The sequence below is a fragment of the Flavobacterium sp. U410 genome (assembly GCF_053570605.1).
Map to the genome: position 1 here is coordinate 93954 of NZ_JBSEFI010000004.1, position 13659 is coordinate 107612.

Below are 13659 nucleotides of genomic sequence, written 5' to 3' on the forward strand. Positions count from 1 at the left end.
GAGTTACTACCTTTTTAAACGAACTTGATTTATTTTTCCAAATAATTTCAAAGGATTATAATTTCTTAATTTTGTAAATACTAAACTTCTAAATAATTGAACACTTTAATAACTTCTGTAATGTTTAAAGGGAAATATTTAAAGGATATTCCACCTGATTTTCAATGGCAAAAAACCCCTTTACAAACATACCCATTAAGTTTCCTTCGCAACCATTTTATACTTCCTTTACCTCTGATACAAACAAGCTATAATTTTTTGTTCTACATAAAAGAAGGGAGTTTTGTGAACCTTATAAACAACAAACTATATTATTGCGGACCAGGATCGCTTGTTTTTGTTTCAGCAGGAACCATTAACGCACTTCAAAAAACATCAGATGATTTAAAAGGCTATTTTGTATTGATTGAAGAAAAAATAATGACTGTTTTATTTAATCAATCAGAGCTTCTTAATGTTTTCATGATTGATCCTGTTCTAAAACTAAAAGAAATAGAAAGCGAATGGATGTACACCATTTGTAAGTTACTTTTTACTGAACTAAGTTCTAAATATCCAAATATCCAAATTAGTAGTAGTTTGACTCAGGCTTTACTAAATAAGATAATGCAATTGTCTGAAAAACAGAGAACAATAACACGTTCACAACAGATAGCTATCAATTTTAAGAAGTTAGTACATCAACATTATATTAAAGAAAAAAAATTATCTTTTTATACTGACTCTTTAGCTGTTTCAGCAAATTATTTAAACAGATGTGTTAAAATGGTTTTTCATAAAAGTTGCAAGGAAATAATTGCCGAAGTATCTGTTTTAAATAGTCAAATTTTACTTTTAGATAAAACTAAAACAATTGCAGAAATTAGTTTTCAACTCAATTTTGAAGATCCATCGTATTTTACTAGAATTTTTAAAAATTTTACAGGAATTACACCAACTGAATACAGAATAAAAAATATGCACGATTTGTCCTAGTTAATGCACATTAATTACTCTTTTTTGAAAATTTGCTGATTGTAGCTTTGCAATAATTTCAAACATCACTTAAAGTGATTAATTATTATACAAAGTAAACAATTAAAAAATGAGCAAATTTTTAGTATCTGCTATTATAGCAACAGTTTTTTCAATATCTTCAATTCATGCACAAAATGAGAATAAAGATAAAAATTCTACTTTTCAAAACCCACCAATTGCAATAGAGGCGGTTGCAGGTACAAGAGGTGTAATGTATCAGTTACTTGTAAATAAAAAATTTATAAGTGTCCCAAGGTTAGGTTTTTTTAGTGTCACTAATGCAAACGCTGCATGGGAAAAAGAAGTAACTCCTGATATAATGACACAAGCGCATCTTACTTATAGTGTATTCAAAGGTTTAGATGTTACATCAGGAATGCAATATAGCCCGGTTTATGGTTTTCGCCCCGTAGCTGGCTTAATTTATTCGTATGCAACACAAGATTTGCTTGTAATTGTAAATCCTAAAGTAGATATAGCAGATGATCTTGCTTCAGAAGGATTGGCATTAATCGAATATAAACCTAAAATAAATCAGAAGTTTAATTTTTACAGTCGCATACAAGGTCTATACGGTTTTGTACCAAAATCAGGCGATCATAATAGAAGTTATATCATGTTGAGAGCTGGTTTAAGTTACAAAGAATTTTCATTTGGAGCAGCAGCAAATTTTGATTGGTATGGACCTATCAAGCACAATGAGAATAATTTTGGAGTTTTCGGTAGTGTATTGTTATTCTAATTGTTAAACGTTTATAGCGTATTAATATGTATTCAGTAGTAAAAAATTCACATTCATTTATTGCATTTTTATCGTTAATCTTTTTGACCATTTCAACGATATATGCTTTTTATGGTTATAAAGCTAAAATAAAATTTACAAGTAGTAGCAAGTTAATATTTACCATTGGGCTCATTGTAACACATATCCAGTTTCTTATTGGTATTCTATTATATGCATCATCTCCATTAGGAATTTCAAATTTTTCAAAAGAGATGATGAAAAATAATATCTCAAGATTCTATGCGTTAGAGCATCCGACTATTATGTTAATAGCCGTCATACTCATTACAATTGGCTTTTCTAAAACAAAAAGAAATGCTCATGATAATATAAAGTTTAAACTAATTGCAATTTTTTATAGTTTAGGATTAGTTTTAATTATATCAAGAATACCCTGGAATTCATGGTTATGACTATCTTAGGAATAAATAGTATCTAAACAAAGAGTTGAAATATAATTGTATTTCAGCTCTTTTTATTTAGTATAAAATAGGAATATCTCGGTTTAAGAAGCAGAGTAGTTAAGACCAAATCAATTATAATTTTTAAATTTGATAGGATAGGAGAACAAAAGGTATTGTAAACATGAGTAAAAAAGACTAAAAATCAGCATTTATAACCTCTTTAATAAATTCTTAGTGATTACCTTTGGAACAAATAGGCATCAAATCATCATCGGCTTAACCAAAAAGAATAAGAGTCTGAAGAATTAGATCTTTTTTATGATAGAGGACGTTCAATCATTGGATTAATTTTACCCTTTTAACAGTAAAAAATGAAAGACAAAATAAATAGTTTACCGATATATCAAAAAGCAGAATTCATTTTAAAATTGATCAACAGTCTGCTGGAAGCTATTCCGGAGGAAAATGAGTATTTAAATGCAACAAAATATATGATGCGCGATGATATGGCTATAATTTGTGCTAAAATTGCAGGAGCAGAAGCAGGTGATTTATACAGCATCCGAATGCAAAATGCGGCAATAATCAGAGACTATGCCATGCATTTATATACTCATGTAGGTAGTTTAAGGTTTGATAATAATTTTAAGGAAAAAGAATATGTAACCTTAATCAGAAAAGAAATAGAAGAATTCAGAGAACTCTTTATAGATTGGGTTTCTAATTTTGATAAGAGCAATTACCTTTGGGACGAATGGGAGCTATTCAATCCGCCCGGAGCAATACCGCCTGATTCAAACGATGATCAAGATCCGATAAATTGGGATAACTTTGAGGAAGATTAGGATAATTTCTATTTTTTAAACCCACATTTAGGACAAGCAACCCAATCTTCTTTCATGGGAGCGTGACAGCTTACACACTCATTTTGTCTATGATTCATTTTTCCCAATCGGTTACTCTTTGAAGTATATTCTTCAGGTATTTCATTTAAAAAACCAGATTCATTTCCGCTTTCACTAATTAAATACAATTTGTCTTTTGCATTATAATAGTCAGTAAAATAGTCTTTTCCTTTTTTTCAATAACACATAATTTCTTAAGCTAACTATTAAAAACTATAAGATAAAAAGCTAAACTTCATTATATTTGATATCACTTATTAGATTATCTATAAGTAACTATACGATAAACTCCATGTAATGATTGACAAAAAAATCACAGTTAAGATAGGAAAGGCAATAAGAGAAGGAAAATATCTTAGCATAACCTATAAAAACAAGCAAGGAGAGGTTAGACCTTTTTGGATTTCCATATTAGACATAACCAAGAATGATAAAATAATGGTCAACATGTTTAATGTGATGAAGGATGATCCTTTGTTAAATAGAGCGATTTCAATTTCAGGAATACAATCCGCAGAAATTCTTAAGTTCTCTCATTATGATGTTCCTGAACAGTTGATCAAAAAAATAGATGAAGACGAAAGTTTACTGGTCTATGAATTTGATAGATTCAACAACAATATATTAAACTATTATTTAGAGTGTAATAACGCCAATAATGACCCTTTTCTTCATAAAACGCATTTGATACCCGAAATTGATTTGAAAGAATTGCTGAATAAAAGTCCTTATCAACTGTCTAATGAACAACAAAAGCATATTATTAAGGAAATTTATAATAACGATTACAATACATTTTATGATTATAAATTAGCCCTTTGCGAATTTTCGATAGATTTAGAGGCTAAAGGCAAGTTTGTAGTCGCATACCGTGAGTTAACCTATGACCCCGTTGAGAAAACAATTCAGATGGGTAAAACAACCCAATTCAACCCTAACTTTTATATAAAAGATGTAAAATATTCGCTATCCTATTATACGGATTGTAGCCCTTCCGATTTTGAAGAACAGTACTTAAATAACAAATCAGAGATAATCAATAGTTTAACAGCTAATTTTAAAGCGGGCGAATTGCCAAATACAAGACCGGAAGTAGTTGTTTTAGGGTATTCTAAAATTGATATCGCTCCGATTTTTGATAGAATAAATTCGGAATATTACAATCAGGAAATGCAAATTCCGTTGAAAGCCTTTTTTAAAAATTCCTCTTTATTAGACCGAAAAAACAGGAGAGAACCGCACATTGTACTTTACGACAAAAATGTAAATATTGACCAACTACGTACTATTTATAATTCTTTAAAATATCCGGTAACTTACGTTCAAGGACCACCGGGAACAGGAAAAACACAAACCATTTTAAATATAGTCGTGAATTGTTTGACCAATAACAAAACCGTTCTCATTACCTCAAACAATAATGTGCCTATTGAAGGGATTAAAGATAAATTGTCTTTAGGAAAATACAGAGATAAGGATATTTTACTTCCATTTATTCGTTTAGGAAACAAAAAAAGTACGCTAGAAGCATTAGCAACCCTAAAAAAATTCTATGATTTTGAAACGGCAGATGTTCCTAAAGAAACACTATTGCATAACCTAAAAGAAAATTCTAAAGAAAAGAACCAGCGTCTATTAAACAAATTACAAAACTATGAAGAGCGAGCAGATTTAGAACAAAACTTAGAATTTATAGACGGATTACTTTCAAAAGGCAAATATTGGTTACTGGAACAAGAAAGAGAAAAATTAGTAAACAAAATAAATTCAATCCCTGTAACTACCGATGAAGATGTAAAAGGAATATTTGAAATCATTCAAGGCAATCATAAATTATTACAGTTTTTCTATTATGAATCGTTAAAATACATCAAGCGATTAAAAACAAAAGACTACATTGAATTAATCGAAATACTTCATATAGCTGATGAAAACAAGCAAGTAAAAGAATTTAATACGTGGTTGAGTAATGATGACAACCTGGAAAAGTTCACTAAAGTTTTTCCTATCATTTTAACAACCAATCTTTCAAGCAGAAGATTAGGGCAACATTTTAAATTTGATCTGTTAACCATTGACGAAGCAGGGCAATGCGATATCCCTACCAGTTTAATTCCCATTTCAAAATGTAAAAACATGGTATTAATAGGCGATACCAATCAGTTAAAGCCTATTATCGTTTTTGATGAAAATAAAAACGAAAAGCTAATGAATCAATTTGAAATTGAAAAAGAGTATGATTATTACAACAATTCTATATTGTCAACGTATAAAAAAATTGATACTATTTCCAGAGAAATTCTATTAAGTTACCACTACCGTTGCGGCGAAAAAATCATCAATTATTCTAACAAGCGTTTTTACGAAGAAAGATTAAATTTAAAAGCCGTAACAACAACCGGTACCATAAAATTACTGACTGTGGCAAATGTCAATCAAGTCAGTAAAAATGGACAAGTTGAAGAAGCCCTGGCCATTGTAAATTACATAAAAGACAATAAATTATCAGATGTTTTTATTCTAACACCATTTCGAAATCAGGAAGAAATCATCAATTACTATTTAAAAGAAGCAAAAGGTAAGGAAGTAATAGATGCCTCAGTAAGTTGCGGAACCATACATAAAGTGCAAGGGCAGGAAAACAAAACCATCGTGATATCCACAGCCCTTTCTGTAAAAACGGCTACCAAAACCTACGATTGGATTAAAAATAACAGTCAATTGATCAATGTAGGAGTAACCAGAGCTAAAGAAAATTTGGTTATAGTGACCGACCCTAAGGCAATTGATGTATTATCACGAAAAGACGACGACTTATATGCCTTGATTGAATATGCTTATAATAATGGCACTACTGAAATTGCACAAAGTACGATAAACAAGTTCACTATCGGGTTTTCAAACAATTCCAAGTTTGAAGATGAATTCTATAAAACCATGCAACATTATTGTTCCTTAAAAGAAACCCGTTTTAAGCGAAATGTAAAAATCATCGATATATTCCCCGAAGAAAGCAATAATTCTTTAGTAAATAAAAAAGAATTTGATGGTGTACTATTTCAAAACAAAACCCCCAAAGTAGTTTTTGAATTGAATGGGGCAGAGCATTACCGCAACAAAAAGACGATACAGTCTGACCAAATAAAAAAGGAATTACTCACTAGTAAAAATATACAACTGCTTTTTATTCCCAATCAATATGTAAAGCATTATGAATTTATCCGGGAATTGATTAATAAATTCAATGGGGACATGTATCAAAAAACGCTTTTTGATGGGTATTAAAAGAGAGTAAAGTCATACTTTGGATAAAAAATCTTTCACTGATTGGTTTTATAACCATGGGCTAAATCAAAGCCATTTCCAATAATTATTAATCTATTCATTTTAAAAACAATCTTTTATATTTTACTGGATTTGGACATTACACAAAGAAAATTCTCTATCTGATAAGGTTCTAAATTTTCTAAACCTCTAAAACTACTCTTGTCTATTTTTCTATTGTATTTAATGTTAGGGTAAAACATTTTTAAACCTCTTTTAACTCCTGATTGAATATAAACGTCATTTGGCAACAACCCTAATTTAAACCCAATATGCAAAGCAGTATCATAACTCCATAAATGTCCTACACCAATTCTCATTTTTCTAACTTCTTCTGTGTACTTAAAAATGTCTTCAAATGATTGAGCAGAAAGAACTTCAGCTTCAAATTGCAATAATTTTGTTGCAGCAAGTTCAGTTTTTGTTTTACCTACTCGATATTGGTGGGGAAACATTTTACTATCTTCATTTACCGATAAAGCAGCTTTTAGAACTATTTCATTACTAGATAAATTTACAAAGTACTCTCTAGTCCTTTTTAAATTACATGCATGCATATTTAGATATTGATCAATCAATTTATTCATTAACCTAATAAATTTTTTAAATCATTTATTGTCACTTCAATCAAAGATGGTAAACTACCTTTTTGGACTTCTTCATAACAAATTTCTTGGCCAGTCGCCAAATCGACAACAATGCAAAATTTAGGATTTACAAAGTAATCTTTTGAAAAATTAATATGTAAATATCGATACATGATTTCAGCAAACATACCTAATTCAGTTTTTTTGTAACCATTTAAAACAGCTACAAACCAAATTCCTCCAACTTCTTCACTTTTGTTTTCTGAGAATGAATAAATATGACATGGTTTTGCTTCAATAGGTAGATCATTAATTTGTAATATCGATTTTTCCTTAGGTTGTTTAAGAAATTTTAATTCACTTTTGGGTTTTAAAACTTCTTTATTTAAATCTTTGAAAGTATTTAGTAAGTCAATATTTCTAGCATATTGATCTTTTATCCTTTTTAGCTCTTTTAATTTAATTTTTTCATTAAGTTCTTCAATCTTCTCATCTAATAATCTTTCATCATTAAATTTGAATGTATTTCTAACTGCACTTAATGCACTAATCCAATAATCACCACCATCACCTTTTTCCGATTTCTTTTTCTCTTTTTTTAGATTATTGATAAAAGTAAGTTTTGACTTTTCCTTTTTTCCTCTAAATTCAATCAAGTTTTTAACGGTGATTTTTTTCATGGTGAAAATATTTTTTATGAATTAGTCTTTATTTGATTCAAATAATTTTTTCAGTAAAAACCCTAATAATAAAATACCCCCTATGGTCTTTGCAGCTTCCCAAGTATCATTATTACTTTTATCCTTTAAGTATTTATCATATTGGTTTTGTGTAATGGAACCATTTTGATAAAGCATTTGCATATACTCATCTTTTTCTTGTTGAGTAGCAGAATTTGCCTTAACCTTATCGCTTAATTGTTGAAGTCTAATATAATCAATCATAACATTTACCTTTTTTTATTGTTAGTTTGATTATTTATAATTTCATAAATTTTAGGTAGATGATCTAAAATTTGTGTTTGAAACTGATTGATAATTTGTTGTTGATTTTCATCTCGTCCTTTTAAACGTTCAATTTCTACTTCTTGTTTATGAAGTTTGTCTTTCAAATCTTCTAATTTATCTCTAACATATTCTTTTAGATTATGTTTTGTTGTTAAAAATGTTGCAATTGCAGTTCCAACAATTCCAACAATATATCCCACATCTTTTAATTCCATTTATATTATCTTTAGTTGTACTATTCACTTATTATGTTTCTTTTTTCACCCCATTCATTCTAAAATCTATTTCGACTATAAAACTTAATTGTGATAATTTTAATATTCTTTCACAAAGTATTTTAACCATTTAGTCTTTGTTTAATTTCTCCCCATTCAAACATTATTTTTCCTTTATCATTCTTTTCTCCTAATATTTCTAATGGATTTTTATAAAAATTAGCTAATGGTAATGGAGTACTTTTTATAACACAATATTTTTTTAGATAATTAGGACTATTTAACCATGGTTTGCCTAAAACTGAAACAGCATTATAAAACAGTAATAATTGTTCGTGTGCTGAGAGTTGTGAACGAATAGAAGCAATGTAGTTATACTTACTTTCATAATCAAAAATTTTCTCGTCCGCATCATCTACAAACTTTACCATTTGAAAAAGGTGTCTTACATAATGGCTTAATTTTGACATTTGACCATTAAAAGGAATGTAACTGATAGTTAGATAAAAATCACTATGATCATCTATTTTTACTGCTATTGGCATTTTTTTAGAAGACTCTTTTTTCCAAATATTTACAACTCCTTCTAGATAAATTTCAACACAATCAAAAAAAATCAAATATTTATCACCAATTAGATCTCTAACTATCAAAGAAGAATTATTACCAATACCAAAAAAGAAAATTAAATAAGAAATATTGTAAATAATATCATCATCTATTTTTTCAGTTAATCTATTTTTGTATTGAGTATCATAAAACCATTTAACTGAGTGATAAGTAAATTTTAATTCTTTGAACATTGAAATAAATGACTTTCTACCTGCTAAGGATTTCCCTATAGAAGTTTCATTAACATTATCTCTATGTATCTGAAGCATCTCATAAAATTTATTCTCAAATCGCTCAATCTTTAAATCTGTTTTTTGCTGTTCATTTGCTTTAAATTGAACCCAAAAAGCTAAAAAAGTTAAAATAGTAGCTGGAATTGCTATAATTGGGTTTAATAATCCTCCTACTAAATCACCAAAAGTTCCTAAATATTGTAAATTGCCTTTTTCATCGTGATAAGGCCTTTCAATATAAAAATTCAAAACTATTAATCCATAACAAGTAATTGCTATTACAATAATTGTTAGAATTATTATTCTCCAGTCATATAAGTATCTTTTCATATTAAATAGATATTTATTAACAATAAAATTTATCAAATGAAAGAATGTGTATATAAATAATATAACAAATAACAGAATTATCAGATGCATCTTCTTAACTATTCTCCACAATACTAATCTCCTCCTCACTCAACCCATACAACTCATAAACCATTTGGTCTATGGCTTTATCTGTTTCATTAATTTGAGGTATAAATTTTGATTTAATTTTTATTAATGATTACAAAAATGATATTATAATCTAATAAAATAAATAATTAACAAGCTTAAGTTATTAAACTTGTTTTGTTGGTAGGGGAACTCAAATTTAGTAAATAAATTCATCTAATAAAATAGAAATTGTAAATGAGTTATTAACAAAAAATCCTAAAAAATCATATTCCATAAACTTTTCAATACTATTCTAAATGTAGATAAACTACGCACTCAATTGTCCCACTTTATTTCGCAACTCATTCAAATACTTCACAGCGTGTTCAAGAGCTAGAGTAGGAGGGCTCCCTTACATAATCGGTAAAGGCTTCACGCATACTTGTGTAAGGTCATTAACATTCCAACCCGCTTCTTTAAGACGGATGTCAATGATTTCTTTATGTGTCTATCTCTGGTATTTCTTACAAAAATAGATCTTGTTTTTATACATTCCTTACGTAAAACCATAACCCGATACACTTTTTGTAAAAAGATCTTCTGAGGTTTGTTCGGGTTTTGTTCGGGTTTTGTTCGGAGTTGAGTGCTTATATCTTAGGTTTTATGCGGGCTGGTTAGGAAAAATACCGAACAAAGACCGAACAAAACCCCTAAAAAATCCCTTTTTATCGGTCAAAACCCGTCAAAAGCGGTCAAATTCAGTCAAATCCGGTCAAAACCCGTCACCGCAAGGCTAAAGCATACTATTTTTTGAAGTGCTGCAGTTATTACAATTAATGATACCGAACCGGTACAAAATGGCTTGCGTTCAGTAGTATCACAACCTATTGTTAAAAGGAGTATTAATTTTTAATTTTTGTAAGTATGGGAACTTATAACAAAGGCATTTTAGGTGCATTCTCAGGAAAAGTAGGACCAGTAGTAGGAGCTAGCTGGAGAGGAAAAGAAGTGTTGCGCAGTTTGCCCAAAAAAGCAAACCGAGAAGCAACACCGACACAAGCATTGCAACGCTTAAAGTTTAGTACGGTTGCGGCCTTTTTAAATCCGTTATATCCATTGCTAAGCCGCTATTATGGCAACAATACAGGAGAAAAAACCCGTTTAAACCAAGCCATGTCTTATCACATGAAAGAAGCCACGGTGTACAACGATCCTGTTTTTGACATGATATATGCCAAAGTGCAAATTTCTAAAGGAGATTTATTGGGTGTACAGGCAGGTTCGGTAGCCTCTACTGTGGCAAACACTGTAACCTTTACTTGGACAGACAATTCAGGGCAGGGGCAAGCGGTGGCTACTGACCAACTTATTGCAGCCATCTATGAGCCAACAACCAAAACAACCCTGTATGCTTTAGCGGTTGCCAACAGAAGTGCCGGAACCGGAGCCATGATAGTTCCTGCGGGACTAGTGGGCTTAACGGTTGAAGTATGGGCAGGTTTTGCCTCGGCCGACGAAAAGAAATATGCCACCAGTTCGTATTTAGGTAGTGTGGTTGTTGTGTAATGTTGGAGAGAGAAGGGCAATGCAAAAGAGGTTGTTGGAGTCGCAAAGCATGAGTTTTTAGCACGCCCAACAATCTCTTTTCTTTAGAAATGGGTTTTATCAGAAAAAAAACGTATTTCCTTTAGAATCCCTATAATAAATGTAAGATTTTTTCCGTTATGGTATATGTTTTTCCCCACGACTATGAATAAGCAGTTAAAACAAATGCAAGAGGAAATAGATGCCATAAAAAGGGCATTGGATTATTTTGTACAGTTGCAAAAAGAAGAAGATTGGTTAGACAATGCCGATATAAAAATGCGTTTTCATATCAGCGATAGCACGTTGTACAGAATGCGCAAAGAAGGGAAAATTCCGTTTGTAAAAATTAGAGGCAAGTATCATTACCCCAAATCGTTTTTGAATGATTATTTGTTAGGTAAGATTTGAGATTTGGGGGGATCATAGCTTTATTGGCTGGGCAATGGCATGTTTATTGAACTTTTCATGAACATTTTGAAAGTTGCTTCTCAAAATATATATATCTTTTCCCTGAAAAAACTACAATGTATCGGTATCCCATTATTGCATCTGGTTTTATTTCTACAATTACGCCACAATTGTTTCCAAAATCAACTGTTTTCACACTATCATTAACCTTGAATTTTGTTACTACTGATTTAAAAACATTTTTTTCAAGTAATTCTTTCAATTCTTTTTCATCAAATTGATATTCACCGATTATGTTTTCAAATTTTAATGAGACAACTGTTGGTTTACCATTATCAATTTCATTGAATTTTTCTGAAATAGAGACTAGTGTTCCTTTTTTAACGAGAAAATTTTCGTTTTTTAAATCTAGATTTTTATTTAACTTATAAACTGTATTTCTTTCCATAGCTATTTATTTAATTCTGTTTTTAAAGTGTTCCAAAATGTTTCAATGCGCTGAATAGCTGCTGTTAAATCAGCTCCTCTTTTTTCATCAATTTTTTCGGATAGGATTTTTTCAACTAACATTTTTTTATAATCCGCTAGTTTTCGTTTTTTATTTTCTAATGTGTTTTTGTCATTGGCTAAACTGGTAACCAATGCATTTTCAACAGGAGCCGGATAATTTGGGTCTTGTTTTTGACCAATATTTAAAGGAAGACCTTGAGTATTTGCCACAAAATTTAAGGTTTGTGTTAATCCTGTTAACAATGCGTTAGAAGCATCATTAGCATCAAGTCTAACACCTTTTATGGTAAAATTATTATTGTAGTCGCCACTTTTAATTTCATTTTCTGGAGGATTACCACGTAGTATAAAAGCTATATCAGCGTTACCGAAAAAATTACTGGAAACCGTTTTATTATAACAACTTTTCCAAATAGTATCATTTTCTTTTTTTGTTAAAAAAGAAACCATTGGGTCACCAAGAATCGGGAATTTAGTTCTTACTGTTCCGCTAATAGCTTTAGAAGTTTGTGTAATAGTTTCAAATACTAATTCTACTTTTTGATTTTTTATTTCATAATTTTTTAAAATATCTTGAATTTCAAATACAATTTTACCTGCAAAATTTACTTTTGATAGGGCTTCATAATTTTTATTAGTATCATATAAATTTTGAGCTTCTGTAGCAAGTTTTTTTATACTATCTAGTTTAGGTTGAAGTCTGTTTTCAAATTGGTTTTTAAATGCAACTTTGCTTTCTTCAGGGAAAGTTGCAGTGTCTTCTTTTGGGATATAATCATAAATTCGTTCCAAAATAGTATTATCATCCCAGTTATAATAAAAATTTTCTAGAGTAGCGATTCCTCTTTCAACATCTTCTTTTATATACTTTTCAGCTTCTTTTAATACCACTTCTCTGTCAGCTGATTTTACGGTAACTTTTAATTTAGTTACACAACTTGAGCAAAGTATAATTAGCAATACTATAGGTGTAATTTTTCTCATGATAATTAATCTTTAATTGAGGATAAATAATCTTTAATTACTTGTTGCTTTTCCTTATCTTTTCCTCTTGTTGACAATTCATTAAGATACAAATCAGTCTTGAGAATAAAATTTTGAGTTTCATTTGTGATAAAACTAATTTCTGATTTTACAGCATTAGCTTCTTCAATTTTTTCTTTTTGAGTTATTTGTGCTATAGAGTTAAGAATATTTTGATTTTTAGCAATGCTTCCAATATATTCAGTTACTGCTTTAGCATTACTCGAAAGAACAACTACTAATTCATTACCGGCTTCGTTTGTAACAAGACTATTATTGTTGTCGGCATCTGTTTTAGTATTAAATAATTTTGCGTTTTCAGGTTGCACAATTTCATTAAAATACAGATTTATTGCATTTTGGTCAAAATATCCTGAAACATATCTAGAACTGGATAGAAATGAATACCCACAAATTTTTACTTTATAATAATTAGGTACAATATTTACATCTCCATTGGTGCTTGAGGTAACCCTGTCTTTAAAATAATGCTCTTCACTAAATGAAGAACATGATACCAGTGTTGCTAGGGATAAAACAACTAAAATGACTTTTAAATTTTTCATATGTATAATCTTTTTATTTTGCTTACTTTAGTTCCTCTTTTCAGCTATCGAGTATTT

At 29.8% G+C, this 13659-nt stretch carries 14 protein-coding genes; 6 read left to right on the top strand and 8 right to left on the bottom strand.

All coding sequences use genetic code 11. From position 1 onward, the window contains the following. Positions 1-96 precede the first annotated feature (96 nt). The 4 genes from ACUSJC_RS04440 to ACUSJC_RS04455 all read left to right on the top strand — a co-directional run bounded on the left by ACUSJC_RS04440 (position 97) and on the right by ACUSJC_RS04455 (position 6395). Positions 97-975: a helix-turn-helix domain-containing protein gene (locus ACUSJC_RS04440; RefSeq protein ID WP_449268352.1), complete on the top strand. Its 879-nt coding sequence runs from the start codon at positions 97-99 to the stop codon at positions 973-975. 109 nt (positions 976-1084) lie between these two features. After that, the gene (locus ACUSJC_RS04445; protein ID WP_449268353.1) at positions 1085-1759 is read left to right on the top strand and encodes a hypothetical protein; all 675 of its coding nucleotides are present in this window, start codon (positions 1085-1087) and stop codon (positions 1757-1759) included. 817 nt (positions 1760-2576) lie between these two features. After that, complete coding sequence (locus tag ACUSJC_RS04450; RefSeq protein WP_449268354.1) at positions 2577-3050, top strand: hypothetical protein; 474 nt, start codon at positions 2577-2579, stop codon at positions 3048-3050. A 357-nt stretch (positions 3051-3407) separates the two neighbouring features. Then, positions 3408-6395 carry a DEAD/DEAH box helicase gene (locus tag ACUSJC_RS04455; RefSeq protein WP_449268355.1) on the top strand — a complete coding sequence of 996 codons (2988 nt, stop codon included), beginning with the start codon at positions 3408-3410 and terminating at the stop codon, positions 6393-6395. A gap of 116 nt (positions 6396-6511) precedes the next feature. Here the strand turns inward: ACUSJC_RS04455 and ACUSJC_RS04460 are convergent, their stop codons facing one another. From ACUSJC_RS04460 to ACUSJC_RS04480, 5 genes are all read right to left on the bottom strand, one after another. Next, the gene (locus ACUSJC_RS04460) at positions 6512-7021 is read right to left on the bottom strand and encodes a hypothetical protein (protein WP_449268356.1); all 510 of its coding nucleotides are present in this window, start codon (positions 7019-7021) and stop codon (positions 6512-6514) included. Next, positions 7021-7701 (bottom strand): hypothetical protein, encoded by a 681-nt coding sequence (locus ACUSJC_RS04465; RefSeq protein ID WP_449268357.1) that lies wholly within the window; start codon positions 7699-7701, stop codon positions 7021-7023. The genes ACUSJC_RS04460 and ACUSJC_RS04465 overlap by 1 nt, the downstream gene beginning before the upstream one ends. A 21-nt stretch (positions 7702-7722) precedes the next feature. Beyond that, the gene (locus tag ACUSJC_RS04470) at positions 7723-7965 is read right to left on the bottom strand and encodes a hypothetical protein (protein ID WP_449268358.1); all 243 of its coding nucleotides are present in this window, start codon (positions 7963-7965) and stop codon (positions 7723-7725) included. A gap of 5 nt (positions 7966-7970) precedes the next feature. After that, a complete protein-coding gene (locus tag ACUSJC_RS04475) occupies positions 7971-8243 on the bottom strand; it encodes a hypothetical protein (RefSeq protein WP_449268359.1) in 273 nt (90 codons plus the stop codon). A 122-nt stretch (positions 8244-8365) separates the two neighbouring features. Next, positions 8366-9418 (bottom strand): putative phage abortive infection protein, encoded by a 1053-nt coding sequence (locus ACUSJC_RS04480; RefSeq protein WP_449268360.1) that lies wholly within the window; start codon positions 9416-9418, stop codon positions 8366-8368. Between the two features lie 1014 nt (positions 9419-10432). On the opposite strand from ACUSJC_RS04480, the gene ACUSJC_RS04485 reads away from it, so the two are divergent. Both ACUSJC_RS04485 and ACUSJC_RS04490 read left to right on the top strand, forming a co-directional pair. Then, positions 10433-11074, top strand: a complete 642-nt coding sequence (locus ACUSJC_RS04485) for a DUF6266 family protein (protein WP_449268361.1) — start codon at positions 10433-10435, stop codon at positions 11072-11074. 183 nt (positions 11075-11257) lie between these two features. Then, positions 11258-11503: a helix-turn-helix domain-containing protein gene (locus ACUSJC_RS04490; RefSeq protein ID WP_449268362.1), complete on the top strand. Its 246-nt coding sequence runs from the start codon at positions 11258-11260 to the stop codon at positions 11501-11503. 55 nt (positions 11504-11558) lie between these two features. Here the strand turns inward: ACUSJC_RS04490 and ACUSJC_RS04495 are convergent, their stop codons facing one another. Genes ACUSJC_RS04495 through ACUSJC_RS04505 form a run of 3 tightly spaced genes read right to left on the bottom strand, consistent with a single transcriptional unit; the run spans position 11559 to position 13602 of the window. Further along, positions 11559-11951: a hypothetical protein gene (locus ACUSJC_RS04495; RefSeq protein WP_449268363.1), complete on the bottom strand. Its 393-nt coding sequence runs from the start codon at positions 11949-11951 to the stop codon at positions 11559-11561. A gap of 2 nt (positions 11952-11953) precedes the next feature. Beyond that, positions 11954-12997 (bottom strand): hypothetical protein, encoded by a 1044-nt coding sequence (locus ACUSJC_RS04500; RefSeq protein ID WP_449268364.1) that lies wholly within the window; start codon positions 12995-12997, stop codon positions 11954-11956. A gap of 5 nt (positions 12998-13002) precedes the next feature. Further along, positions 13003-13602, bottom strand: a complete 600-nt coding sequence (locus tag ACUSJC_RS04505) for a hypothetical protein (protein WP_449268365.1) — start codon at positions 13600-13602, stop codon at positions 13003-13005. Positions 13603-13659 lie beyond the last annotated feature (57 nt).